The sequence below is a fragment of the Lentzea sp. NPDC037011 genome, assembly GCF_055607425.1.
Genome location: NZ_JBVJRT010000007.1, coordinates 504,537 through 530,413, shown reverse-complemented (window position 1 = coordinate 530,413; position 25,877 = coordinate 504,537). Strand labels below are relative to the sequence as shown.

Below are 25,877 nucleotides of genomic sequence, written 5' to 3'. Positions count from 1 at the left end.
TCAAACAAGCAACTGATCTGATCAAATATGATTGGTCACCGGTCTCATTAGGCCTTCCTCGCTACAGTCGCTCACATCCGATCACCAACTGAGCGATCAAGGAGTGTGGCGTCCATGGCCTCCCCTGCCCGCGCCCTCGCCGGGGCCGCGCTCGCCGCGGCCGCGCTGACCGCCTGCGCCGCCGGTCCCCCGGCCTCGGCCGGCGCCGCGGTCGAGCCGTCCGCTGCCGCCGCCATCGAGAAGCCGCCGACCAGCGGCGTGCTCGACTACCAGCTCGGCGCGGCCTACACCCCTCCGGCCGGCGTGACCCTGGTGACCCGTGACAGCAGCGCGTCACCCGCGAGCGTCTACTCGATCTGCTACGTCAACGGGTTCCAGACCCAGCCCGGTGAGAAGAGCCTCTGGTTGAACCAGCGCAGGCACCTGCTGCTCGAGGACTCCTCCGGCAACCCGGTCGTCGACCCCGGCTGGCCGGACGAGTTCCTGCTCGACACCTCCACCCCGGCCAAGCGCACCGAGCTCGCCTCGATCATCGGCGCCACCATCGACCTGTGCGCGAACAAGGGCTTCAAGGCCGTCGAGGTCGACAACCTCGACTCGTACCTGCGTTCCCGCGGCAAGCTGACCGTGGGCGACAACCTCGCCTACGCCAAGCTCTTGGCCGACCGCGCGCACGGCAGGAACCTCGCGATCGGCCAGAAGAACTCCGCGGAACAGGCCGCCCAGGCGAAGTCCCAGGTCGGCTTCGACTTCGCCGTGTCGGAGGAGTGCCACCGCTGGGAGGAGTGCTCGTCCTACAGCGACGTCTACGGGAAGAACGTCATGGACGTCGAGTACACCGACGACCTGCGCGGCACGTTCGAGGACGTGTGCGGGGACCCGGACACGTCCGCCGTCACGACGTTGCGCGACCGCTTCCTCGTCGGGCCGAACGACCCCGGCTACGCGTTCGACCACTGCTGACCACGTGAGCGGCCCCCGGTCGCGAGGCCGCTCCTCCTCGTGCGCGACGCGGCGCGGCGCCACCGCGATCGGCCTGCGGCCGGCGGGTCAGACGTCGACCACCTCGTGCAGCCGCAGCCCGCGGTTCATCGCCCCGGCCGCCTTCGCCACCGCCGCACGCGGCAGCAGGCGCGGCACCCACGTGATCGCGCGGGTCAGCCCCCGGCCGGGGTAGGACGCCGTGCGGCGCCGGGCGTAGTCGTCGAGCAGCCTGCGCGCGACGGACTCCGGTGAGTCGGCGAAGCGCGGGTTGATCGACGCAGTGGTGCCGTCGAAGAAGCCGGTCGCGATCGCACCGGGGTGGGCGGCCATGACGTGCACGCCCGTGCCGCGCAGCTCTTCGGCCAGTGCCTCGGTGAACGACAGGACGAACGCCTTCGTGCCGGCGTAGGTGGCCTGGTAGGGCAGGGGCTGGAAGCCGGCGGTCGAGGAGACGTTCACGATGCCGCCGGTGCCGCGGGCGACCAGGTCGCGGCCGATGGCGTGGGTCAGCTCGACGAGGCCGGCGACGTTCAGGTGCAGCGACCGCAGCTGGGGTTCGAGCGGGCGGTCGAGGAACGGGCCGGCGCTGCCCGCGCCGGCGTTGTTCACGAGCAGGTCGACGGTCAGGTCCCGGGCGCGCAGCTCGGCGAGCACCCGGCGCGGGCCGTCGGGGGTGGCGAGGTCGGCGGTGATGACCTCCGCACCACCGATCTCGGCGGCGAGCTCGCGCAGGCCGGACTCCGAGCGGGCCAGCAGGACCGGGCGCGCTCCTCTGCGTGCCAGGTCGAGGGTGAGCGCGCGGCCCAGCCCCTTGGACGCGCCGGTGACCAGTGCGGTGACACCGCGGTACTCGTGCCTCACGACAACCTCCACCAGTTCGAGACTCGAAGTACTCACGCTAGCAGAACACTTCGAGACTCGAAGCAAAGGTAGGATGCCGGTATGACGGCGGCCGACCTCACCGCGGCACTGGCCGCCACCCACGACGTGTGGATGCGCACGGCCGACCGGCTCGGGCCGGTGCTGGCCGAGCACCGCCTGACCACCGCGACCTTCCAGGCGCTGTGGGCGATCGACCCGGCAGAGCCGCCGCCGTCGATGAAGGTCATGACCGAGCGGCTGCACTGCAACGCGCCGAACCTCACGTTCGTCACCGGCCAGCTGCTCGACCGGGGACTCGTGGAGCGCAGCGTCGACCCGGCGGACCGGCGGTCGCGGGTGCTGAGCCTCACCGCGAAGGGGCGGCGGGTGCGGGACGAGGTGGTGCGGGCCGCGCTGGAGAACACTCCGCTGGCCCGGCTGGACGAGGGCGAGCTGCGGCAGCTCACGGCGTTGCTGGGCCGCGTCCTTCAGCCCGAGGGGTGAGTCCGGGTCACAGCAGCGCGCGCCACTCGTCCGCCCGCACGGCGGGACCGGCCGTCAGCCCGCACCCCCGCCACCCGGTCACGGCGCGGATGCCGTGCAGAGCGCCGAGGCTCCACACCTCCAGACCGTCCAAAGAGGCCAGATCGCACCGCTCCGGCCGCACCGCCACGCCCTGCCGACCGGCCAGGTCCACGACCAACCGGCGTGTCACGCTGTCCAGCACGGGCAGGCTCGGGTCGGGGACGCACAGCAGGTCCCCGCGCCACCACACGACCGAGCTGAGCGCGCCCTCCAGGACCGTGCCGGTGCCGGTGCACAGCAGCACCTCGTCCGCACCAGCGGAGGCCGCCGACACGCGCAACGCCTGCATCGCCACCAGGTCCGGCCCCTTCGTCCGCGGGTGGCGGCGCGGGTCCGGGCCTGGGTGCGGCAGCAGCACCACCTCCGCCGACGGCTCGGGAGCCGGTCGCAACCGCAGCCGCAGCCGGTGGTCGGCACCGCACTCGACGCGCGGGAACCAGCGGCCGGTGCGCGGCACCGCACCGGCTGCGGAGTCCAGGAACCGGCGCACCGCCGCCGCGCCGAGCCCGGCCTCGCGCTCGCACGACGACACGAACCTGTCGTGGTGCAACGGGAGTGCGCGCGTCACGCCGTCCGAGACCAGCCACGAGTCCGCCACCAGCAGCGCGGCTTCACCGGGGTCCTCGGCCAGCCGGCCGTCCCGCCACAGGAAGGTGCCCACGTCTCCCCTCGCCCACGCCCCTACGCGCACAACGGAACCAGGAAGCGGGAGACGCTGCGCAGCTTCTCGGTCGTCTCCTCCAGCGCACAGCCGGGTTTCGCCGCCACGTCCGCACCGGCGCGCAGCCACGTGCGGCCGCCGTGCCGGAACAGACCGCGCAGCACCAGGACCGCGTCCAGCGAACCGTCCGGCTCGACCAGGACGACAGCGCCGCCGTACAGGCCGCGTTCGGGTTCGACCCGGTCGATCAACGCGCACGCCCGCGTCTTCGGCACCCCCGAGGCCGTGACGGCGGGCAGCAGTGCGGCCAGCGCGTCCCACGACGTGCGGCCGGCCGACAGCGTGCCGGTGACCTCGGCGGCCGGGAACCGCGCCACCCGCACCGAACCCGGTTCGCACACGCCGGCCAGTTCGGCGGCGGCCAGGCGCACCGCGACCGCGCGCTCGAACACCGCACCGGCGGCACGGCTCGGTTCCTCCCGCCACGCCACGTCGAACACCGGGTCGCCGCTCGACGGTGCCAGCGCCTGCGTCACGACGCCGCGGGCGGTGTCGACCCTCGTCACGACCTCGGGGTCGAAACCGAGGACCTCCCAGCCGCCGAGGCGCAGCAGGGCCGACCGCGCCGGGTCGCCACCGCGCCGCCCGGCCAGGTAGGTCGCCGCGAAGTCGACCTCCCCCGGCACCGGCACGGTCCTGGAGAGCACCACCCGGTCCAGCAGGCCCGCCCGGATGTCGGCCACCGCCGCGCCGACCGCCGAGCGGTACTCCTCGGCACCGTGCGTCTCCACCGGTGCGCGCACCCCGGCCTCGATCACGTCCACAGTGGACACGTCGGCGAGCCGCTTCTCCAGCACGTCCAGCGCGGCCTCGTCGTCCGCGCGCAGCACCGCCGTGCCGTCGGCGAACCGGACCTCGGCGCGCGGCACGGCGAGGTGGCCGGTGCGTTCGAACGACACCCAGCCGTAGGCGGTGCGCCCGGCCAGGCGGGCCACGTCGGCGAGCCCGCCGGTGACGGTCTCGGCCTCGCCCTCCGCGAAGTGCACGGTGGCGCCGTTCTCGTGGACGACGTGCGGTTCGGCGGCGGTGCGGGCCAGTGCCGCGGCCGCCTCCAGCGCGTCGCCCGCGAAGGGCACGCTGCGCTCATGGGTACTCATCGGAGACCTCACCTGTGGGCGGGGCGGCGGCGGTCAGATCACCCCGGTTCTGAGCGCGTAGGCCACGGCGTGGGACCGGTTGCGGAAGTTCAGCCGGGTCGTGATGCCGAAGACGGTCTGCTTGATCGACCGTTCCGACAGGTGCAGCCGCGCGGAGATCTCGGCCGTGCTGCACCCCTCCGCGGTGAGCCGCAGCACCTCGACCTCCCGCTGGGTGAACTCCGCCTCCGCGGCACCGGCCGGGGCGCGGGTGATCGCCTCGACCTGCTCGGCGAGCCGCCTGCGCCGCTCGCCCAGCGTCTCGTCGCCGCTCACCACCGCGGCCAGCACGGCGCGGACCAGCTCGGCACCGGTCATCCGGCGCCGGGACAGCACGGTGACCACGTTGGTCCCGACCGACTTCAGGTCCGCGGTGCCGATCTCGTCGACGACCAGGACCGCCGGCACGGTGCCCGCCGTCACCCCGTACACCTCGGCCGCGACCTCGGCGGAGAACCGCCTCGCCCCCACGACCGCCACGTCGTAGCGGTCGTAGGGGTCGCCGTGCGCCTCGACCTCCCTCCTCGCGCGCAGGAAACCGACCAGCCCAGCACGGGTGATCGGGTCCCGCGCCTGCACCAGGACCGTCGCCGCGACCATCGCTGCACCTCACGTCGGAACGTCGAAAGCGTCGAGAACACCGGGAACCGGCGGCACTGCCGGACTGCGGGCTCAGATCACGCCGTGGCGCAGCGCGTAGGCCACCGCGTGCGGCCGGTTGCGCAGGTTGAGCCTGCTCGTGACGTTGTGGATCAGCTTCTTGACCGACCGCTCGGAGGCGCTCAGCTTGGCGGCGATCTCCGCGGTGTCGTGCCCGTCGGCCATGAGCTCGATGACCTCCACCTCCCTGGGCTTGAGCCCGGAGGCGCGCAGGCCGTGGGGGTCGAGCAGCTCCGCGTGCACCCGCCGGACGTGCCGGACGAGGTCGCCGGCCAGTGCGAACGGCAGCACCGCGCCGCCGCGGGCCGCGGTGAGCACCGCGGTGTGCAGCCGGTCGGCGGTGAACTCGGCGGCGGGCAGGACGGCCACGACGTTGCAGTCGACCGCCAGCACCACGTCGACCTGCTCGACCTCCCGCACCACCAGGACGACCGGCCGGTCGAGGAGCTGCCGCAGCTGCCGCAACGCCGCGGCCACGTCCACGGAGAGCCGGTCGGCGACGGCGACGACCACGTCCGCCCCCTGCCGCGCCGCGGCCGCGGCCAGCGCCGCCTCCTCGCGCACCTCGACCTCGGGGAAGGAACGCAGGGAGATGACGACGCCGGTTCTCGCGATGAAGTCCGCACAACACACGACGACGCGTGTGACGCCCATTCTTCTTTCCTCTCCCGCAAAAGAATTCAGGCGACTCCGAGCGTACGACACATCACCGAGGCCACCAAGGTCGTATCAATTGGCGTCCCGAAGAATGCGTCCCGCACCACTCGTCCGCAGCATCGGACATTGGTTTCCTACGCGAGTGCGCAGGTTGACAGCACACCGGCTCCCTGGACCTCCGGAATGCCCGGTTCGCCGGGTTGGCCGACAACGTTGCCGACCGGCAGAACATCACGGTTCAAACCTCCCCACCTGCGAGTTTGCCCACCTCGTTCCCCAAGGGGCACCGGCCTGATCCCCAAGGGGAAGTCATTCGACCGGCTGCGCCGACATCGTTGACAACGCCGCGGGAGGCCCCGCAGGATCACTTGACGCCGTCACTTGACCATTGCTGGTCGCCACGGTAATTCTGGGATCGGTCCCCGATTCAACCCGCGGTCACCGGCTGCACGGGAATGGGTGGGTGTCATGCACCACGGGCAGAACGACAAGTGGAAACGCGAGCAGCGACCGGCGAACTGCTGGACGCCCAGCTCGCTGCAGGCCAGGATCTTGGAAGGTGTCGCCGCGGGATTCTCCAGCGGGCGGTTGTCGAGGGAGCTCTACCTCAGCCCGAAGACCGTCGACTACCACGTCCGCGTCATGTCGGACAAGCTGCAGGCGCCGAACCGGGTGGCGCTGGTGTCCAGGGCGTTCGTCCTCGACATCCTGCGCGCCGACACGTGGCCACCGCGGGTCGCGTGCGACACCGTGGACTGATCGCGACACCGCCCCGGCGGTCGTCACCGCTCCTCCCCCGCGTGAACGGCGCCGGCGTCGTCGATGCCGACCGGCGCCGCGTCGAGGCCGGCCAGCAGGTCCACCACGGCCCTCGTGATGTCCTGCGCGGTCAGCCCGCAGGCGGCGAGCACCTCCGCCCGCGAACCGTGGCTCAGGAACCGCCGCGGGATGCCGAACTCCCGCAACGGGGTGCTGACGTCGTTGTCCCGCAACGTCTGCGCGATCGCCGAACCGACACCGCCCGCGCGGCTGTTGTCCTCGACCGTGATCGCGAGCCGGTGCCGGCGGGCCACGTCGGCCAGCGCGGGGTTGACCGGCGTGACCCACCGCGGGTCCACCACGGTCACACCGATGCCCAGGGCGCGCACGCCGTCCGCGACCGCCAGCGCGAGTCCCGCGAGCGCCCCGACCGCGACGACCAGCACGTCCGACGGACCGGAGCGGCGCAGCACGTCGACGCCGTTGAACGTGGCGACGGCCGGCAGGTCGGGGCCGACCGGTCCCTTGGGGAACCGCAGCAGCGTCGGGCCCTCCGACCACGCCACCGCCTCGGCCAGCAGCTCGGCCAGCCGGGTGCCGTCACGCGGTGCCGCGATCCGCAGCCCCGGCACGACCTGCAGCACCGAGAGGTCCCACATGCCGTTGTGGCTCGGCCCGTCGTCACCGGTCACCCCGGACCGGTCGAGCACGAACGTCACCGGGCGCCGGTGCAGTGCGACGTCCATCAGCACCTGGTCCAGCGCGCGGTTCACGAACGTCGAGTAGATCGCCACCACCGGGTGCACGCCGCCCAGCGAGAGCCCCGCGGCCATCGTGACCGCGTGCTGCTCGGCGATGCCGACGTCGATCACCCGCTCGGGGTGCTTGCGCTGCAACGGGAGCAGGCCGGTCGGCTCGGCCATGGCGGCCGTGATCGCGACCAGGTCGGCCCGCCGCTCGGCCAGCTCGACCAGCTCCTGCGCGAACACCGAGGTGAACGACCGGCCGGAAGCCGGCAGCGGCTGGCCGGTCCGCGGGTCCATCGGTTTGACGGCGTGCCCGAGGTCCAGGTCGTTGTCCTCGGTGTGGCGGAACCCCTTGCCCTTGGCCGTGACCACGTGCACGACGACCGGCCGGGCCAGGGCGGCCGCGTGCCGCAGCGCGTCCTGCACGGCCGCGATGTCGTGGCCGTCGACCGGGCCGAGGTAGCCGAGCCCGAGCTGTTCGAACACACCGGGCCCGCCGCCGGCGCGCAGGTCGGCCAGGTGCCGGGCGAGCCCGCCGACCGTCGGCGCGTAGGACCGGCCGTTGTCGTTGAGGACGACGACGAGCGGCCGGTCCGGCCCGCCCGCGATGTTGTTGAGCGCCTCCCAGGCCATGCCACCGGTCAGCGCACCGTCGCCGACGACCGCGACGGTCGCCCGGTCACGCCGCCCGAGGTGGGCGTCCGCGCGTGCCAGTCCGTCCGCGTAGGACAGTGCGGTGGACGCGTGCGAGTTCTCCACGAGGTCGTGCTCGGACTCCTCCGGGTTCGGGTAGCCGGAGAGTCCACCGGAACGGCGCAGCCGGTCGAACCCGGCCTGGCGACCGGTCAGGACCTTGTGCACGTACGCCTGGTGCCCGGTGTCCCACAGCACCCGGTCGCGCGGGGACTCGAAGACGGTGTGCAGCGCGATGGTCAGCTCCACCACGCCGAGGTTGGGGCCGAGGTGTCCCCCGCTCGCGCAGACCCGGTCGACCAGGAACGCGCGGATCTCGCCGGCGAGGTCGCGCAGCTGCGCGGCGGTCAGCTCACGCAGCCGCGCCGGGTCGCGCACGGTTTCCAGCAGCGCCATGTCGAACAGAGCTCCTCATCGGGTGTGGTCGCTCTCGATCGGTCCTGACCGGTCACGCGGGTCCGCGACTCATTCCCGGCCCGTTCCCGGACGCGGTTTTCCGGTGTCGCGCAGAATCCACCAATCCGCAGAATAGTCCCGGTCAGTCCCACCTCCGCGTTCCTTTGGGGTTTTTCCCAAAGTCGATCCCGCGCACTCCGGCGTCGTTGACACCACCCGGACGGCGCCTCCACGATGGAATCCGCTCGCTATTCGCGAGGAATTCGGTCCACAGGCCATCCACCAACGCAGTCGTCGGCAACCGAGCCCTGGAGAAGTGACCGTGTCAAATCTTCCAAGTTCACCTCTGGCAGCGCTGGACCCCCAGGACGAGGTACGGGTAGTCGGCCAGTACTACGACGGCAAAACCGCCAAGCTCGTGCGCAAGTACGGTCCTGGCCCGCGAATTCACTACCACGTGGGCTACTACCCGGACAGCCGGACGCCCGCGCACGCGCCCGGTGCGAGCCCGGAGGACATCCGCGGCAGCATCCGCGTCCACCAGGAGGGCCTGCTGCAGTACGCGGCGAAGGTCTGGGGCGCGGAGCACCGGCTGTCGGGCAAGGTCCTGGACGTCGGCTGCGGTCTGGGCGGCGGCTCGCTGTTCTGGGCGCAGGAGTACGGCGCCGACGTCACCGCGGTCACCAACGCGCCGGAGCACGCGCCGATCGTCGAGGGCTTCGCGCGGGAGGCCGGCGTGGGCGGGAAGGTCCGCTCGCTGGTCTGCGACGCCAACCGGCTCAGCGTGGACGACGGCCCCTACGACGCGGCGGTGGCGATCGAGAGCAGCGGCTACTTCAACCGCCCGCAGTGGTTCCAGCGGCTGGCGGACCTGATCCGCCCCGGTGGCAGCGTGTGCATCGAGGAGGTGTTCACGACCCGGCCCGGCGGTGCCGACGTGTGGGCGGAGTACTTCTACTGCAAGCCGGTCCCGGTGCGCGAGTACGTGCAGGCCGCGGAGGCGGCGGGCTTCGCACTGGTCGACGAGGTCGACGTCACGGCGGAGACCGCGCCGTTCTGGGAGGAGAGCGCCGCCTGGACGAAGGCGGTCCTCGACACCGACGACAGCCTCTCGGCGGTCGAGCGCAGGAACATGCGGATCTCCCTGCTGGCGAACCAGGCGCAGGGCGCCGAATGGCGAGCGGGCGGCCTGACGCTCGGCTTCCTGCGCTTCGAGAAGAAGTGAAGGAGAAAGCTCCGCACCCGCGCTCGGCCGGAACTCCCCGGCCGAGCGTCCGCATGTCCACCCCGTTCCCGACGATTCGGAGTTCGTCATGACGATCGACCAGACTCCCGCCCATCACGCCGAGGTCCGCAACGTGTACGACGGGTTCGGCCGGGTCTACCGCTCCGTGTGGGGACCGAACATCCACTACGGCTACTGGGAGGACGACGCCGACGACAGCTCCGTCGAGGTCGCCACCGACCGCCTGACCGACCTGATGATCTCGGGTCTGGCCGCGCAGCCCGGCCAGCGGGTCCTCGACATCGGCTGCGGCATCGGCCACCCCGCGCGGCGGCTCGTCCGCACGAGCGACGTGCACGTGGTGGGCATCAGCATCAGCCACCTGCAGGTGGAGCAGGCGAACGACGACGCCGTCGCGGCCGGTCTCGGCGACAAGGCCACGTTCCAGTTCGCCGACGCCATGGACCTGCCGTTCCCCGACGGCTCGTTCGACGCGGCCTGGGCGTTCGAGTCGATGTGGCACATGCCCGACCGCGGCCGGGTGCTCGCCGAGACCGCCCGCGTGCTGCGCCCCGGCGGCCGGCTCGTGGTCGCCGACGTCGTCCAGCGCGAGCCGATCACCCCCGAGGGACAGGTGGTCATCGACCACGTCAAGGCCAACTACGGCGTGACGACCCTGGGCACGATCGACGAGTACGAGCGCAACCTCGCCGCCGCCGGTTTCGTCGACGTGGAGGTCCGCGACATCACCGACAACGTGATCCGCACCCTCCTGCTCATGGCCGACGCCTTCGAGACGGTCCGCGACAAGCTCGCCGACCTGGTCGGCGCCGAACAGGCCGGCTCGCTCATCGACTTCGTGCGCCGGTTCGGGTCCATCCCGGAGAGCGGCTACATCTACGTCACCGCGGTCCGCGCCTGACCTGACGACGAGAAGAGCCCCGGCCACTCCTGGCCGGGGCTCTTCTCCCGTTGTCACTGCCGGACGCGCAGCTCGGTCAACGCCCGCAGCGGGAACACCGGCTTGTGCCGGTGCGACTGCCCCGGCGCCATGGTCAGGCCCGGCATCCTGGCGGCGATGGCCTGCACAGCGACCTCCAGCTCCGCACGGGCGAACGACGCCCCGAGGCAGAAGTGGATGCCGTGCCCGAACGCGAGGTGCGAGGACGACCCGCTGCCCGGGCTGAACGCGGCGGGGCAGGCGTGGACGCGGCTGTCCCGGCCGGCGGTGCCGTACAGCAGGAGCAGCCTGCTCCCCTCGGCCAGGTGCACGTCACCGACCACCACGTCACGGGTCGCCGTCCGGTACATGCCCGCCAGCGGGGCGTCGAACCGCAGCCCCTCCTCGACGAGGTCGCGGGTGTCGACCGTGCCGTCTGCGACCTCCGCCCAGCCACCGGGCGACCGCAGCTGGTGGTACACGATCGTGCCGAGCGCCTCCGCGCAGGTCATGTGGCCCGCGAAGATCAGCGTGGGGATCTGCACCGCGACCTCGTCGGCGGTGAGCGTGTTGCCCGCCCTGCCGTCGTGCAGCAGCTCGCTGATCAGGTCGTCCTGCGGGTGCGCCAGCCGGTCCCGCGCGAGCTCGCGGGCGAACGCGCCGAAGTCGACCAGTCCCTGCGCCCACTCCCGCAGCAGCTCGGGGTCGGTGTCGCGTTGCAGCATCATCAGCTCGATGCGCTGCTCCGACCACAATCGGCAGCGGTCGAGGTAGTCGTCGGGCACCCCGAGGCGCGCACACATCACCTCAAGGGCGTACGGCACCGCGAACGCCTCGATGAGGTCGAACTCGGCGTCGGCCGCGACCCGCTCGACGAGCTCCGCGGCGATCTTGCGCATCGTGGGCTCGAACGCCCTGACCTTGGCCGGGGTGAACCCGATGTTGAGCACCTCGCGGACCCTGGCGTGCGCGGGCGGGTCGAGTGAGCCGACGCCCAGGCCACCGTCACCGCGCCACGTCTTGAACATCCTGGCCACGTCGTCGGGCAGCTTCACCTTCGGACGCGGGTTGTGGTCGCGCGCCGAGTAGCTCTTGTCGTCCTTCAGCACGGCGAGCAGCTCCTCGCGCCGGCTGACGCACCACGCGTCGAGCAGCGGCGCGTAGAACACCGGCTCGTCGTCCCCGATGCCGGCCAGGAACTCGTACGGGTCGTCGCGGTGTTCGCCGTACGGGTCGAACGGCCTGCCTTCGCGCACTTTCCCGGAATCGGCTGACACAGCCATTTCGCCTCTCCAGCTGTCAGTGGAACCAGCAGCCACCAATCCGCAGAATATCCAGTTCCCGGTCACACCCCGCGCACATTGGGGTTTTTCCCAAAGTCGAACAGGTGTGCGCGCCGAGTCGTTGACACCGCGGGAGCGGGTCGTTCAGGATGCTGATCGGAACCACCGCTCGAAATCCCGAGCACCACTCAGCGAACCAGTGGCGTTTTTTCGGTATTCAATTCGAGCGCCGGAGGGAAATCCGATGAGCACACCCGGCACCTCGTCGACCGCGCTCCTGTCGCCGGCGACGGTGCGGGCCGCGGTACTGCCCGTCGTCCGCCAGCAGGTGTCCGCGCTGGAACCGGCGCTGGCCAGGATCAGCTCCTACCACCTCGGTTTCACCGACGAGCACGGTGCGCCCAGCGACGCCGCGAGCGGCAAGCTGACCCGCGCGTCGCTGATGATGGCGGCGGCAGCGGGGATCGGGCTGCGACCGGAGGACGTCCTCGCCCCGGCGGCGGCACTGGAGCTGCTGCACAACTCGACCCTGGTCCACGACGACATCATCGACGCGGACGACCTGCGGCGCGGGCGGCCGGCGACGTGGCGGGTGTTCGGCACGGGCCTCGCGATCCTCGCCGGGGACGCGTTGCAGGCGCTGAGCATCCAGATGGTCGTCGAGGACCCCGGTCCCGGCCGTGCCGAGATCGCCGGCGCGTTCGCCGAGGCCACCCGGCTCGTGCTCTCCGGTCAGTCCCGCGAGCTCACCGTCCGGCTGGGCCCGGACGCCGGAGTCGCCGCGTACGACCGGATCGTGGAGGAGAAGACGTCCGCGCTGCTGGAGTGCGCCCTGGTGACACCGGCGTTGCGGGCGGGCAGCGCGGACCACGTCGTGGCCGCCCTGCGCGGCGCGGGCAGGCACCTCGGCCTCGCCTTCCAGATCGCCAACGACGTCGAGGACGTCTGGGGCGACCCCGCGGTGACCGGCAAGCCCGTCCGCGGCGACATCGGGCGGCGCAACCCGTCCTTCCCCGTGCTGGCCGCGCTCGCGACCGGTGGCCCGGCCGGCGAGCGGCTGCTCGGGCTGTGGGAGTCCGACGACACCTCCGCGGCGCACCTGCGGGAGATGGCCGACCTCGTCGAGGAGTCCGGCGGTCGCCGCACCGCCGAGCGGACCTCCCGCGAGCACTTCGACTCGGCCTTGGCGCACCTCGCACGCGCCGGGCTGACCCCCGCGGCGGCGGCCGAGCTGGCCGCCCTGTTCGACCGCATCGTCCACCGCACCCCGTGAACCTCGATCCCGGCGGAGGTCGTCAGTGAGTACCCCGGTTCAACTGCCGTTCGAGCAGGAGGACGTGCTGCGGCTCGCACCGCGGTTGCGCGAGCTGCGGTCCCAGGGCTCGGTCCACCGGGTGCGCACCCCCGGCGGCGGCGCGGCGTGGCTCGTCACCGGGCACGCGCACGTGCGGCAGCTGCTCGACGACGACCGGCTGAGCCGCACCAACCCCGACCCGGCCGCGCAGGACCCCAGCTCGGCGCTGCTCGCGAGCCTGCTGGGCGGTTTCGCCACCGACCACGCCCGGATGCGCGCGCTGCTGGAACCGCACTTCTCGCCCGAACGCATGGCGGAGCTGCGCCCGTACGTCGAGAAGCAGACCGGACAGCTGCTCGACCGGCTCGCGGAGCGGAAGCCGCCGGTGGACCTGCGCGAGGCGGTGGCGCTGTCGTTGCCGATCCAGGTGATGTGCGAGTGGCTGGGCGTGCCGCAGGAGGACAAGGACAGCTTCGGCGGCTGGACCAGGGACGCGGCCGGCGTCGGTGACCCGGTCCGGTCCAAGCAGGGGCTGGGCGGGTTGTTCGGCTACTGCCGGCAGCTCGTCGCCGACAAGCGGCGCACCCCCGGTGACGACGCGATCTCCCGGATCTGCGCGACCGAGGGCATCACCGACGACGAAGTCCTCGGGCTGACCGCGTTGTTGTTGTTCGGTGGCTACGAGACCACGGTGGCCCGGATCGGCACGAGCACCCTGCTGCTGTTGTCCGATGTGGACCAGTGGCGGGCGTTGGTGGCAGACCCCGGTCTCGTGCCCGGTGCCGTCGAGGAGACGCTGCGGCTGTCGATGCCGAACCCGCACAACGGTGGCATGCCCCGGTACGCGGTGACCGACCTCGACGTCGACGGGGTCACGATCCGGGCCGGTGACCCGGTGCTGCTGAACATCATCGCGGCCAACCACGACGAGGCGGTCTTCCCCGGCGCCGACCGGGTCGACGTCACGCGCGACACCGCGGCCAGCCTCGTGTTCGGGCACGGCGCGCACCACTGCGTGGGGGCGGCACTGGCGCGGATGCAGCTGCAGGTGGTGCTCACCCAGCTCGTCGCGCGGTTCCCGTCGCTGCGCCTGGCCGTCGGCGTGGACGAGCTGGCGCTGCGCACCGACACGCTGATCGGCGGTCTGGTCGAACTCCCGGTGACCTGGTGATTGGGAACCTGATGCTGCACAAGATATCCGCGGGCGTCGTCACGAAGAGCCCGGACCCGGTCCGCCCGTACCTGCTGCTGATGCGGCTGGACCGGCCCACGGGGTACGTCCTCTACCTGCTGCCCGGTCTGTGGGCCGTCGTGTTCGCCTCCGGCCACCGGCCCAACCTGCTGTCGGTGGCGGCCATCGCCGTCGCCGCGGTGCTGATCCGCGGCTTCGCCTGCGCCAGCAACGACGTGACCGACAGGGAGATCGACGCCCGCGTCGCCCGCACCGTGGGGCGGCCGGTCGCGGCGGGGACGATCAGCGTCCGCAACGGGATCCTCTGGGGCGCCGCACAGGCCTTGGCCGCGCTGCTCGTCCTGCTGCTGGCGAACGTCGAGACCGCACTGGTCGCGCTCGCCACGTACCCGCTGATCGTCGCGTACCCGTTCATGAAGCGCTTCTTCTTCTGGCCCTCGGGGTTCCTCGGGCTGGTGATGAGCACCTACGTGTTCGTCGGCTGGACGGCGGCGACCGGCGACACCGACTACCCGCCCGCGGTGTACGGCCTGTACGCCGCCGGGACGTTCTGGACGATGGTGCACGACGCCATCTACTCCCACCAGGACAAGGAGTTCGACCGGAAGATCGGTGTCAGGTCCTCGGCGCTGCTGTTCGGCGGGGCGACCAAGGCGTGGCTGTCGCTCTTCGTCGTGCTCAGCGTGGCCGGTGTGCTGTGGGCCGGTTCGCTGACGTCGATCGGGTGGGCGTTCTACGCGGTCGTGGTGCTGGCGGCGGCGTACCTGGCGCACCTGCTGTTCCGGGTGGACCTGGACGACCCGAAGGCGTGCTGGGACACCTTCGTCGCCAACACGAACTACGGCTGGATCGTCCTGGCCGCCGTGATCGCCGGGCAGTTCACGTGAGCACCGCGATGTGGCAGGGCGACGCCGTCGACCTGGACGCCTACCTGGCCCGCGTGGGCGTCGAGGGCGCGGTGGCGCCGGACCTCGACACGTTGCGGCGCCTGCACGTCGCCCACGTCGACGCGATCCCGTTCGACAACCTCGACCCGCTGCTCGGGCGCACCGAGGTGCCGCTGGACCTCGACCGCGTCCAGGAGAAGGTCCTGCGGCAGGGCCGCGGCGGCTGGTGCCTGGAGCAGGTCGTCCTGGTGGCCGCGGTGCTGGACCGCATCGGGTTCACGTTCACCGCCTTCGCCGGCCGGACCCGCATCCGCACCGGCAGCAGGGTCGGTCCGGCGCTGCACGTGGCCCTGCTCGTCGACCTGGACGGCGAGCGGTGGCTGCACGACGTGAGCTTCGGCGCCCACGGGCCGCACGAGCCGATCCGGTTCGCGGAGGACGCGCGGCTGGACGGCCCCTGGTCGTTCGACCTCGTGCGCGAGCCGACCGGTGAGCACGTGCTGCGCATGCTGCGGCCGGAGGGACCGGCGGAGCTCTACGGCTTCACCACCGACGTGCGCTACCCGTCGGACTTCGAGCTCCTCAACCACTTCTGCCTCACGCACCCCCGGTCCCCGTTCAACCACCGGATGGTCCTGCAACGCACGCGACCGGACGTGCGGCACCTCCTCGTCGGCACCACGCTCACCGAGCTGCGGCCGGGTGCGCCGGCGGAGGTCCGCGAACTCGACGAGGCGGAGGCGCTGGCCGCTCCCGGGGAGGTCTTCGGGATCACCCTGGAACCGGACGACGTCCAGCTCCTCGGGAAGACCTTGGCCGGCCCATGACGCGCACCCTGCTGGTGGACAACTACGACTCGTACACCTTCAACCTGTTCCAGCTGATCGCCGAGATCAACGGACGGGAACCGGTGGTCGTGGTCAACGACGACCCGGCGCTGCCCGAGCTGTGGCGGGAGGGCTTCGACAACATCGTCGTCTCCCCCGGCCCCGGCCGGCCGCAGCACCCCCGCGACATCGGCCTGGTCGGGGAGCTGCTGCGCCGCACCACGTTGCCGGTGCTCGGGGTCTGCCTCGGGCACCAGGTCATCGGGCACCTGGCGGGCGCGACCGTGGCCGCCGCACCCGAGCCGCGCCACGGGCACCTCGCCAAGGTCTCCCACGACGGCGACCCGTTGTTCGCCGGTGTGCCGAGCGAGTTCGTCGCGGTCCGGTACCACTCGCTGTGCGTGCGGGAACCGCTGCCGGAGGAGCTCGTCCCGATCGCGTGGGCCGACGACGGGGTGCTGATGGCGTTGCGGCACCGGGACCGGCCGCAGTGGGGCGTGCAGTTCCACCCCGAGTCGGTCGCCTCCGGTTACGGTGCGGAGATCCTGCGCAACTTCGCCGAGCTGACCCGCCAGGCCCACCGCCGCGGTGAGCTGGAGCTCGTCAGCGCCGTCGTGCCGACGACCGCCGACGCCGAGTCGGTCTTCCTGGAGCTGTTCGGCGAGTCCACCCACTGCTTCTGGCTCGACAGCAGCCGGGTCGAGGAGGGGTTGTCCCGGTTCTCGTTCCTGGGCGACGTCTCCGGGCCGCACAGCGAGGTCGTGACCTACCGCTGCGGTACCGGCGTGGTGCGGGTGCGCGACGCCGGCGGGGAACGCGACGTGCCCGGCACCGTGTTCGACTACCTGGAACACCGGTTGCGCGAGCGGCAGGTCGCCAGCACCACCCTGCCGTTCGACCTCACCGGCGGGTACGTCGGCTACTTCGGCTACGAGCTCAAGGCCGACTGCGGCACCTCGAACCGGCACACCGCCGAAACCCCCGACGCGGCCTGGATGTTCGCCGACCGGGTCATCGCGTTCGACCACCGCGAGGGCCTGACCTACGTCGTCGCCGTGCACGACCCGGCGACCCGTGAGGACGCGCAGGACTGGGTGGACCGGACCGCGACCGTCCTCACCGGACTGCGCCAGGCCGGTGAACCGCCGGCCGAGCCCGCCGAACCGGTCGACGCGGCGGGGTTCCTGGTCCGCGACCGGGAGCAGTACCTCGCGGACATCGCGGAGTGCCAGCGGCAGCTGCGGCTGGGCGAGAGCTACGAGATCTGCCTGACCGACAAGCTGCACCTGCCGTTCCACGACGACGACACGGCGTTCTACCGGCGGTTGCGGCGGGCGAACCCGGCACCGTACGCCGCCCTGCTGCGCCTGGGCGACCTCTCGGTCTTCTGCTCCTCGCCGGAGCGGTTCCTGCGCGTCGAGCGCGACCGCACCGTCACCAGCAAACCCATCAAGGGCACCGCCCCGCGCGACAGCGACCCCGTGCGCGACGCCGAGATCGCCGCCACCCTCGCCTCCAGCGCCAAGACGCAGGCCGAGAACCTGATGATCGTCGACCTGCTGCGCAACGACCTGGGCCGGGTGTGCGAGGTGGGCAGCATCTCCGTGGACCCGTACCTCGCGGTCGAGAGCTACCAGACGGTGCACCAGCTCGTCTCCACCGTCCACGGCCGGCTCGGGGACGGGGTCGGCGCGCTGGACTGCGTCCGGCAGTGCTTCCCCGGCGGGTCGATGACCGGGGCTCCGAAGCTGCGCACCATGGAGATCATCGACGAGCTGGAGACGGAGGCCAGGGGCGTGTACTCCGGTGCCCTCGGCTACTTCGGCCTCTCCGGCGGCGCCGACCTCAACATCGTGATCCGCACGGCGGTGCGCGTCGGCGACCGGCTGACCATCGGCGCGGGCGGGGCGATCGTGCTCGACTCCGACGCCGCCGACGAGTACGAGGAGATGCTGCTCAAGGCCGCGGCGTCGCTGCGCGCCTGGCGTGCCCGGTCCCCGAGCTGACCACCTGAAGGAGGCTTCCCGATGTCCAGCACCCCGGTGCGCGAGGAGTACGAGCGCGACCTGCTGGTCCAGCTGAACCGCCGCTGGGCCGGGCGGGTGGCCGTCAAGAAGGACGAGCTCGACCTCGACGGGCACTTCGACCCGCGCCTGCCGGACTTCCCGGAGCACCTCGTGCCGGTGCTCGCCCTGCCCGGTGCCGAACGGCTCGACCGCGACGCCTGCGAACGCATCCTGTCCGCGGCCTGGATCGCCTACAACGCCAAGACCGCGGCCATCGAGGACGAGATCATCCTGCCGGCCTGCGGGCTGATGCTGCACGGGAACATCCCGGTCCGCCGCGACGACGCCGCCGTCGAGGCGCTGCACCAGACGATGCTCGACGAGCACTACCACATCCTCATGTGCCACAACGCCGTCGGCGTCACGCGGCGGCGCAGGGACATGAGCGACGTGCGGTTCGCACCGGGCGGCTGGTCGGTGGTGCAGGGGCTCGCGGCGGCACGCACCGGGCTGTCCGGGTTCGACCGCGACATCGTCGACATCGCGTTCTCCCTGGCCGCGGAGACGACGATCAGCGGGTTCCTCTCGACGCTGTCCACGGCCCAGGACATCCAGCCGATGAACCGCATCACCACCGACCTGCACCGGCGTGACGAGAGCGGTCACGCCGTGGTGTTCCGCGAGCTGTGCGGATCGCTGTACCGGAGCCTGGACTCCGCGCAGCAGCGGATGTTCCGCGAGGCGCTCGTCAGCGGCCTGACCGCGTTCCGCTCCGCCGACCTGGAGCCGTGGGTGGCCGTCGCGGCACAGGGCGGTTTCGAGATCGGCGCCGATCAGCTGCGCGAGTGGGCGGCGGCCCGGCCCGTGCCGAAGCGGGACAACGGACCGCTGCAGCTGCTGCTCGACGACCTGGGCATCGGCCACGACCTGCTCGGGACGTGACGCGACGACCCCGCCCCACCACCCCAGGCGCCCACCGAAGCTGGTGATGAACCCATGCGCGTTCTGCTCGTCGACAACTACGACTCCTACACCTACAACCTGTACCAGCTGCTGGCAGAGGTGTACGGCGTCGCGCCCGTGGTCGTGCGGAACGACGACGCCGGCTGGGAGCACCTCGACCTCGACGGCTTCGACGCCGCGGTCATCTCGCCGGGACCGGGGCACCCGGCGCTGTCCCGCGACTTCGGCCGGTCCCGCGACGTGCTGGAGCACGGCCGGCTGCCGGTGCTGGGCGTGTGCCTGGGCCACCAGGGCATGGGACTGCTGGCGGACGCGCGGATCACCCCCGCCCCGCAGCCGCGGCACGGGCACCTCACCACGGTCCGGCACGACGGCGAAGGCTTGTTCGCGGGTCTGCCGCAGGACTTCACCGCCGTGCGGTACCACTCGCTGAGCGTCGCCGAGCCGGTGCCCGCGCACCTGGAGATCACCGCGCGGGCCGAGGACGGCGTGGTGATGGGCCTGGCGCACCGTGACCGGCCGTGGTGGGGCGTGCAGTTCCACCCCGAGTCGATCTGCACCGAGCACGGTGCCCGGCTCGTGGCGAACTTCCGCGACCTGGCCCTGAGCGCACACCGGCGCACCAACGGGCACGGCCTCACCGGCAACGGCACCGGCACCGCACTGCCTGACGCACCGTCCACAGTGCACTCTCCAGATGCACCGCTGCGGGCGCACATCAGGATTCTGGACAAGGCCGTCGACACCGAGGCCGCGTTCCAGACCGCGTTCGGTGCGAGCCGGCGGGCGTTCTGGCTCGACAGCGCGCACGTCGAACCGGGACTGGCCCGCTTCTCGTTCCTGGGCACCGCCGACGCACCCGGTGCCGAGATGCTCACCTACCGGGTGGAGGACGGGCACGTCGTCGTGGACCCGGCCGGAGGCACCGCGCGGTTCGAGAGCGGCACGATCTTCGAGGCGCTCGACCGCCGCACCGGCCGCGTGGTCGCCGGCGCCGAGGGGCTGCCGTTCGACCTCACCGGCGGGTACGTCGGCTACTTCGGGTACGAGCTGAAGGCCGACTGCGGCGCGAACAGGGCCCACCGGTCCGACACCCCGGACGCCGTGTGGCTGCAGGCGGACCGGTTCGTCGCCGTCGACCACGCGGAGAACCGCACCTACGTCGTCGCCGTGGGCGAGCAGCGGGACCTGGCAGCGGCCGAGGAGTGGACCGGCACGACCGTCCGCGCGCTGGCCGACCTGCCCGCTCCGGCACCGGACCCCGTTGCCGCGCAAGCGGAACAGCACGACGTGTCGGGGTTTCTCGTCCGTTCGCAGGAGCGGTACCTCGCCGACATCGCCGAGTGCGACCGGCGGCTGCGCGAGGGCGTGAGCTACGAGATCTGCCTGACCGACAAGCTCCGCCTGCCCGCACCGGCCGACGAGTTCGCCTACTACCGGCGGCTCCGGCGGCTCAACCCAGCTCCGTACGCGGCGTTCCTGCGGCTGGGCGACGTCACGGTGCTCAGCTCCTCGCCGGAGCGGTTCCTCAAGGTCGACGCCACCCGCACCGTCGAGACCAAGCCGATCAAGGGCACCGCGCCCCGCCACCCCGACCCGCGCACCGACGACGAGCGGCGGCGCTCGTTGCAGATGGACCCCAAGACCCGCGCGGAGAACCTGATGATCGTGGACCTGCTGCGCAACGACCTCGGGCGGATCTGCGAGGTCGGCAGCGTCACCGTGCCGTCGTTGATGGCCACCGAGTCCTACGCCACCGTGCACCAGCTGGTCTCCACGGTCACCGGCACGCTGCGGGCCGGCACGTCCGCGGTGGACGCCGTGCGGGCGTGCTTCCCCGGCGGGTCCATGACGGGAGCGCCGAAGCTGCGCACCATGGAGATCATCGACGAGCTGGAGACCGAGGCCCGCGGCGTCTACTCCGGCGCCATCGGTTTCCTGTCCCGCAACGGGACCGCCGACCTCAGCATCACCATCCGCACCGCCGTGAGCCACGGCGGCGAGCTGACCATCGGCGCGGGCGGTGCCATCGTGCTCGACTCCGACCCCGCCGCCGAGTACGACGAGATGCTGCTCAAGGCCCAGGCCACCCTGCGCGCACTGCCGAAGGCGAAGGTCCCCGACGCTTAGGCCCCACGACGATCGGAAGGCCCCTGATGACCGAACACCCGCCACGCTCGGTGCTGCTCGCCTCGCCCCGGTCGTTCTGCGCCGGGGTGGAACGCGCCATCGAGATCGTGGAACGACTGCTCGACCAGCGCGGTGGCCCGATCTACGTGCGCAAGCAGATCGTGCACAACGTCCACGTGGTGCGCGGTCTGGAGGCCCGCGGCGCCGTGTTCGTGGAGGAGCTGTCGGAGGTTCCTCCCGGTGCCACGGCGGTGTTCTCCGCGCACGGCGTCTCCCCCGCCGTGCGCGCGGAGGCCGTGGAACGGTCGCTCGACGTGGTCGACGCGACCTGCCCGCTCGTGGCCAAGGTGCACACCGAGGCCCGCCGGTTCGCCGAGCGCGGCGACACCATCGTGCTCATCGGCCACGCCGGGCACGAGGAGGTCGACGGCACCCTCGGCGAGGCGCCCGACCGGACGGTGCTCGTGGAGACCGTCGCCGACGTCGAGGCGCTGGAGATCACCGGACCGGTCTCCTACCTCACCCAGACCACGCTGGCGGTTGACGAGACCGCCGAGGTCGTGGCGGCGTTGCAGCGCAAGTTCCCGCAGCTGCGCGGACCCGGTTCCGACGACATCTGCTACGCCACCACGAACCGGCAGGTGGCGATCCGCGACGTCGCCGCACGATCCGACCTGGTGCTCGTCGTGGGCTCGAAGAACTCCTCCAACTCGGTGCGCATGGTCGAGCTGGCCGCCCGCACCGGCACCCCGGCGCACCTGGTCGACGACGCCTCGGAGATCGACCCGGCGTGGCTGGAGGGCGTGACCGCGGTGGGGTTGTCGGCCGGTGCCTCGGCGCCACCGGAACTGGTGGACGAGGTCGTCGCCGCGTTGCGGGAGCTGGGTGTGGTCGACGTGTCGACGCACACCACCGCCGTCGAGACCATCTCGTTCACCATGCCGTCGGCGGTGCGCCGTGCCGACTGATCACACCGGTCACCGCAAGATCATGTTAGCGATAACATTTAGGTTGTCTGGAAGTGGTCATCGAATCGTCGAACGCGCTTGTAAAGCCGGAATGGCACCCTGGTCCAAAACCTCACCACGGACGTTAGCGCTCACATCGAACCGTTGACCGGTCGGTGAGGTCGTGGCTACATTCGGTCGCGGAGCCACGACGGTGCGACGTCGCACCACTCGCCGAGCAACCGGAGCGCGCCATGTCCTCATCGTTGAGTCGACGCAGGCTTTTCCAGGCAGCGGGGGTGGTCGCGGTCGCGACCACCGCACCCTCGTTGGTCTCCGCCGCGGCCCAAGCGGCCGCGGTGCCGCCGGTGCGCGGTGACGCGGGGGTGTCGGCCTACGCCTTCGACCTGTCCGAGGTCCGGCTGACGTCCGGGCGGTGGCAGGAGAACCAGAACCGGACGTTGTCGTACCTGCGGTTCGTCGACGTGGACCGGCTGCTCTACAACTTCCGCGCCAACCACCGGCTGTCGACGAACGGCGCCGCCGCGCTGGGTGGCTGGGAGGCGCCGAACTTCCCGTTCCGCACGCACAGCCAGGGCCACTTCCTCACGGCGTGGGCGCAGGCGTGGGCGGTGCTGGGCGACACGACGTGCCGTGACAAGGCGAACTACATGGTCGCGGAACTGGCCAAGTGCCAGGCGAACAACGGTGCGGCCGGGTTCAACACCGGGTACCTGGCCGGTTTCCCGGAGTCGGACTTCGACGCGATGGAGTCCGGCTCGCCGAAAGCCGTGTCGTACTACTCGATGCACAAGACCCTCGCCGGGCTGCTCGACGCGTGGCGCTACCTCGGCAACAACCAGGCGCGCGACGTGCTGCTGCGCCTGGCCGGCTGGGTGGACTGGCGCACGTCCCGGTTGTCCTACAGCGTGATGCAGCGCGTGCTGGGCACCGAGTTCGGCGGCATGAACGCCGTGCTCGCCGACCTGTACCAGCAGACCGGCGACTCCCGCTGGCTCGCCACGGCCCAGCGGTTCGACCACGCCTCGGTCTTCGACCCGCTGGCGGCCAACCAGGACCGGCTGGCCGGCCTGCACGCCAACACGCAGGTGCCGAAGTGGATCGGCGCGGCCCGCGAGTACAAGGCGACCGGCACGACCCGGTACCGCGACATCGCCTCGAACGCCTGGAACATCACCGTCGGCGCGCACACGTACGTGATCGGCGGCAACAGCCAGGCCGAGCACTTCCGCTCCCCCAACGCGATCGCCGCGTACCTCAACACCGACGCGTGCGAGGCGTGCAACACCTACAACATGCTGAAGCTGACGCGGGAGCTGTGGCTGCTCGACCCGAACAGGGCCGCGTACTTCGACTACTACGAGCGCGCCCTGATCAACCACCTGATCGGACAGCAGAACCCGGCCGACCCGCACGGCCACATCTGCTACTTCACCGGCCTCAACCCCGGTCACCGGCGCGGCAACACCGGGCCGGCGTGGGGCGGCGGCAACTGGAGCACGGACTACACCACGTTCTGGTGCTGCCAGGGCACCGGCCTGGAGAACAACACCAAGCTCGCCGACTCGATCTACTTCTACAGCGGCACCACGCTGACGGTGAACCTGTACGCGCCGTCGGTGCTGACGTGGTCAGCGCGCGGCATCACGGTCACCCAGGCCACGACCTACCCGGCGAGCGACACGACGACGTTCACCGTCACCGGCAACGTCAGCGGGTCGTGGACGATGCGGTTCCGCATCCCCGGCTGGACGTCGGGCGCGACCATCAGCGTCAACGGTGCCGCGCAGGACGTGACCGCCACGCCCGGTTCCTACGCGTCGCTGACCCGGTCGTGGACCTCCGGTGACGTGGTGGTGCTGAAGCTGCCGATGCGCGTGATCGCCCAGGCGGCCAACGACAACTCGAACGTCGTCGCGCTCACCTACGGCCCGGCGGTGCTGGCGGGCAACTACGGCAACTCCAGCCTGTCGGGGTTGCCGTCGCTCAACGTGAGCTCCGTGACGCGCACCAGCTCGTCGGCGCTGGCGTTCACCGCGACGGCGAACGGCACGCAGGTCAACCTCGGGCCGTTCCACGACGCGCACGGCTTCAACTACACCGTCTACTGGAACGCCAACGGCGGTGGTGGCACGACGAGCCACCGGTTGGTCAACGTCGCCACCGGCATGGTGCTCGGCGTGCAGAACATGTCCACTTCGGACGGTGGGCTGGCGGTGCAGTGGCACGACAGCGGCACCGCCGACCACAACTGGCAGATCGTCACCGACGGCGCCGACGTGCGGTTGCGCAACGTGCACAGCGGCAAGGTGCTGGGCGTGGAGAACATGTCCACCGCCGACAACGCCCGCGTCCTGCAGTGGTCGGACAACGGCACCGCCGACCACCGCTGGACGCTGCTGCCGCAGGGCGACGGCACCTACAAGGTCCGCAACGCCAACAGCGGCAAGCTGCTCGGCGTCCTCAACGGCTCCACCGCCGCCGGCGCCCAGATCGTGCAGGACCCGGACAACGGCAGCGCGGACAACCGCTGGCGCCTGGTGGCGAACTGACTCCCCTGCCTGCACCGGCGTCTGCAGGTACCAGCTGCAGACGCCGGTGGAGCAGGGGTCAGAGCGGACCGCCGGGGCGCCGCCCGGAGGTCAGCGCCTCGACCTGCTCGGCCGTGAACGGCGCGCCGAGCAGGTCGTCGCGCACCGCGTGGCAACGGAACATGTCGGCGATGTAGTGCATCCGGTCCGGCAGGTCGGCCCAGTCCCGCGCGGCCGTGTCGCGCAGGCTGTCCGGCGTCGGGTCGATCTGCGCGAGCAACGCCAGCAGCTCCGGGTCGGCCGGCTCCGCCAGCAGCGGAGGGAACACGGCCGGCAGGTCGTCGCTCAGGTCGAGCACTTCACCACCGGGCAACGCCAGCGTCATCAGGTGCCGGGTCACCGCACGGCGGACCACCGCACGCGCCTGGTCGGCCAGCTGCTCCGTCGCGATGCGCACGGCGGTCCGGCGGCCGAGCACGAACAACACCGCCTTGCGCAGCCACCGCACCACGCGGTTGCCGGGCAGCAGCAGCTCGAACAGCCGCCGTTCGAGCTCGCGGGGGTCGACCACGGGCGCCTGCATCGCGGCGGCGATCTCCGGCTGCAACCGCGTCTGCTCGTGCAGGCCGACCTCGATGTTGGCCAGCAGCAGCAACTCCGCGCGCTGCTTGGGGTCGCCGGTGGTCATCGCCCGGTGGTACCGGCCGAAGGCCTGGCGCAGGTACCGCTGCCCCTCCGGCGGCTCACCGGACCGCAACGAGTCGCGGAACTCCCCGATCGGCTCGTCCGCACCGCCGCTGAACCCGGCCAGGAACCGGGCGAACTCCCGCGCGACCTCCTCGAAGACCTTGAGGTTGCCCCGCGCCGCCGCGGCACTGACGTCGTCAAGCCGCGCGGTCGTCAGCACGGCCTGCCGCACCACGCCGTGCGCGTGCTCCAGCACCTCCCGCGGCACACCCCGCCGCAGCCCGCGCACCACCAGGTCCACGCCGGCGGCCACCTCGGGCGAGGCCTTGAGCAGCCGCTCGACCGTGCGCGCCAGGTCCTCCTGCCGGATCGACTGCCCCACCTGCTTGGACGCCCACACCGCGAAGGTGCACCAGTTCGCGCCCCCGCCGGTGCGCGCGGCCAGCGCCCGCGACAACCGGTGGTAGCAGTGGGTGATCTGCAGGTTGCGGACGACCGGGTCGGCGTGAGCGCAGATCCGCTCCACCTCACCGACCACCGGCGCGCTGTCGTCGCCGAGCACGTGCGCGTCCACACCGGACCGGCTCATCGTCTGACCTCTCCTCCCGGGAACCACACCTTCAGGGTGGGCCAGATCATCGCCTGACTTGCGGAAACGCTGAAGCAGGTCGTGGCGATGCTGTCGGATGCACTTGAAAGCATCTCGATCCTATTGCCTCACCTTGCCTTCTCCCAATCTCCTCCCA

At 71.6% G+C, this 25,877-nt stretch carries 22 protein-coding genes; 14 read left to right on the top strand and 8 right to left on the bottom strand.

Annotated features, from left to right (window positions below; translation table 11 throughout):
* The first annotated feature begins 114 nt into the window (after nt 1-114).
* On the top strand, nt 115-963 hold the full coding sequence (locus tag ACZ7CH_RS24635; RefSeq protein WP_470374996.1) for an endo alpha-1,4 polygalactosaminidase: 849 nt from the start codon (nt 115-117) through the stop codon (nt 961-963).
* A gap of 87 nt (nt 964-1,050) precedes the next feature.
* Here the strand turns inward: ACZ7CH_RS24635 and ACZ7CH_RS24630 are convergent, their stop codons facing one another.
* The gene (locus ACZ7CH_RS24630) at nt 1,051-1,845 is read right to left on the bottom strand and encodes an SDR family NAD(P)-dependent oxidoreductase (RefSeq protein ID WP_470374995.1); all 795 of its coding nucleotides are present in this window, start codon (nt 1,843-1,845) and stop codon (nt 1,051-1,053) included.
* An 81-nt stretch (nt 1,846-1,926) separates the two neighbouring features.
* On the opposite strand from ACZ7CH_RS24630, the gene ACZ7CH_RS24625 reads away from it, so the two are divergent.
* A complete protein-coding gene (locus tag ACZ7CH_RS24625) occupies nt 1,927-2,349 on the top strand; it encodes a MarR family winged helix-turn-helix transcriptional regulator (protein WP_458431533.1) in 423 nt (140 codons plus the stop codon).
* 7 nt (nt 2,350-2,356) lie between these two features.
* Here the strand turns inward: ACZ7CH_RS24625 and ACZ7CH_RS24620 are convergent, their stop codons facing one another.
* From ACZ7CH_RS24620 to ACZ7CH_RS24605, 4 genes are all read right to left on the bottom strand, one after another.
* Complete coding sequence (locus tag ACZ7CH_RS24620) at nt 2,357-3,091, bottom strand: aminotransferase class IV (RefSeq protein ID WP_470374994.1); 735 nt, start codon at nt 3,089-3,091, stop codon at nt 2,357-2,359.
* Nucleotides 3,092-3,111: 20 nt separating this feature from the next.
* Nucleotides 3,112-4,248, bottom strand: coding sequence for a chorismate-binding protein (locus ACZ7CH_RS24615; protein ID WP_470374993.1), 1,137 nt, complete (start codon nt 4,246-4,248; stop codon nt 3,112-3,114).
* A gap of 33 nt (nt 4,249-4,281) precedes the next feature.
* Nucleotides 4,282-4,887, bottom strand: coding sequence for a helix-turn-helix transcriptional regulator (locus tag ACZ7CH_RS24610; protein WP_458431530.1), 606 nt, complete (start codon nt 4,885-4,887; stop codon nt 4,282-4,284).
* Nucleotides 4,888-4,959: 72 nt separating this feature from the next.
* Nucleotides 4,960-5,601: a LuxR C-terminal-related transcriptional regulator gene (locus ACZ7CH_RS24605; protein ID WP_360393279.1), complete on the bottom strand. Its 642-nt coding sequence runs from the start codon at nt 5,599-5,601 to the stop codon at nt 4,960-4,962.
* Nucleotides 5,602-6,072: 471 nt separating this feature from the next.
* Between ACZ7CH_RS24605 and ACZ7CH_RS24600 the strand changes: the two genes are divergently transcribed.
* Nucleotides 6,073-6,363 carry a LuxR C-terminal-related transcriptional regulator gene (locus ACZ7CH_RS24600; RefSeq protein WP_360393276.1) on the top strand — a complete coding sequence of 97 codons (291 nt, stop codon included), beginning with the start codon at nt 6,073-6,075 and terminating at the stop codon, nt 6,361-6,363.
* Nucleotides 6,364-6,386: 23 nt separating this feature from the next.
* Here the strand turns inward: ACZ7CH_RS24600 and ACZ7CH_RS24595 are convergent, their stop codons facing one another.
* Complete coding sequence (locus tag ACZ7CH_RS24595; RefSeq protein WP_470374992.1) at nt 6,387-8,198, bottom strand: 1-deoxy-D-xylulose-5-phosphate synthase; 1,812 nt, start codon at nt 8,196-8,198, stop codon at nt 6,387-6,389.
* 322 nt (nt 8,199-8,520) lie between these two features.
* On the opposite strand from ACZ7CH_RS24595, the gene ACZ7CH_RS24590 reads away from it, so the two are divergent.
* Nucleotides 8,521-9,423 carry an SAM-dependent methyltransferase gene (locus ACZ7CH_RS24590; RefSeq protein ID WP_458431527.1) on the top strand — a complete coding sequence of 301 codons (903 nt, stop codon included), beginning with the start codon at nt 8,521-8,523 and terminating at the stop codon, nt 9,421-9,423.
* Between the two features lie 88 nt (nt 9,424-9,511).
* A complete protein-coding gene (locus ACZ7CH_RS24585; RefSeq protein ID WP_470374991.1) occupies nt 9,512-10,345 on the top strand; it encodes a methyltransferase domain-containing protein in 834 nt (277 codons plus the stop codon).
* A gap of 53 nt (nt 10,346-10,398) precedes the next feature.
* On the opposite strand, the gene ACZ7CH_RS24580 is transcribed toward ACZ7CH_RS24585, so the two are convergent.
* Nucleotides 10,399-11,619, bottom strand: coding sequence for a cytochrome P450 (locus tag ACZ7CH_RS24580; RefSeq protein ID WP_458431524.1), 1,221 nt, complete (start codon nt 11,617-11,619; stop codon nt 10,399-10,401).
* A 271-nt stretch (nt 11,620-11,890) separates the two neighbouring features.
* On the opposite strand from ACZ7CH_RS24580, the gene ACZ7CH_RS24575 reads away from it, so the two are divergent.
* The 9 genes from ACZ7CH_RS24575 to ACZ7CH_RS24535 all read left to right on the top strand — a co-directional run bounded on the left by ACZ7CH_RS24575 (nt 11,891) and on the right by ACZ7CH_RS24535 (nt 24,465).
* Complete coding sequence (locus ACZ7CH_RS24575; protein ID WP_470374990.1) at nt 11,891-12,919, top strand: polyprenyl synthetase family protein; 1,029 nt, start codon at nt 11,891-11,893, stop codon at nt 12,917-12,919.
* 25 nt (nt 12,920-12,944) lie between these two features.
* Entirely contained in the window at nt 12,945-14,111 is a 1,167-nt protein-coding gene (locus ACZ7CH_RS24570) for a cytochrome P450 (RefSeq protein ID WP_470374989.1), read from the top strand.
* Nucleotides 14,112-14,122: 11 nt separating this feature from the next.
* On the top strand, nt 14,123-15,019 hold the full coding sequence (locus ACZ7CH_RS24565) for a UbiA family prenyltransferase (protein WP_470374988.1): 897 nt from the start codon (nt 14,123-14,125) through the stop codon (nt 15,017-15,019).
* Nucleotides 15,016-15,846 (top strand): arylamine N-acetyltransferase family protein, encoded by an 831-nt coding sequence (locus ACZ7CH_RS24560; protein ID WP_470374987.1) that lies wholly within the window; start codon nt 15,016-15,018, stop codon nt 15,844-15,846. The genes ACZ7CH_RS24565 and ACZ7CH_RS24560 overlap by 4 nt, the downstream gene beginning before the upstream one ends.
* Nucleotides 15,843-17,852, top strand: coding sequence for an aminodeoxychorismate synthase component I (gene pabB, locus ACZ7CH_RS24555; protein ID WP_470374986.1), 2,010 nt, complete (start codon nt 15,843-15,845; stop codon nt 17,850-17,852). Before ACZ7CH_RS24560 ends, pabB (ACZ7CH_RS24555) begins: the two co-directional genes overlap by 4 nt.
* A 21-nt stretch (nt 17,853-17,873) precedes the next feature.
* Nucleotides 17,874-18,794: a diiron oxygenase gene (locus ACZ7CH_RS24550; RefSeq protein WP_470374985.1), complete on the top strand. Its 921-nt coding sequence runs from the start codon at nt 17,874-17,876 to the stop codon at nt 18,792-18,794.
* A 54-nt stretch (nt 18,795-18,848) separates the two neighbouring features.
* Nucleotides 18,849-20,945, top strand: a complete 2,097-nt coding sequence (pabB, locus tag ACZ7CH_RS24545; protein WP_470374984.1) for an aminodeoxychorismate synthase component I — start codon at nt 18,849-18,851, stop codon at nt 20,943-20,945.
* Nucleotides 20,946-20,971: 26 nt separating this feature from the next.
* Nucleotides 20,972-21,913: a 4-hydroxy-3-methylbut-2-enyl diphosphate reductase gene (ispH, locus tag ACZ7CH_RS24540; RefSeq protein ID WP_360393239.1), complete on the top strand. Its 942-nt coding sequence runs from the start codon at nt 20,972-20,974 to the stop codon at nt 21,911-21,913.
* A 233-nt stretch (nt 21,914-22,146) separates the two neighbouring features.
* Nucleotides 22,147-24,465: a beta-L-arabinofuranosidase domain-containing protein gene (locus tag ACZ7CH_RS24535; RefSeq protein WP_470374983.1), complete on the top strand. Its 2,319-nt coding sequence runs from the start codon at nt 22,147-22,149 to the stop codon at nt 24,463-24,465.
* 58 nt (nt 24,466-24,523) lie between these two features.
* On the opposite strand, the gene ACZ7CH_RS24530 is transcribed toward ACZ7CH_RS24535, so the two are convergent.
* Nucleotides 24,524-25,720: a hypothetical protein gene (locus ACZ7CH_RS24530; protein ID WP_470374982.1), complete on the bottom strand. Its 1,197-nt coding sequence runs from the start codon at nt 25,718-25,720 to the stop codon at nt 24,524-24,526.
* Between the last annotated feature and the right edge of the window lie 157 nt (nt 25,721-25,877).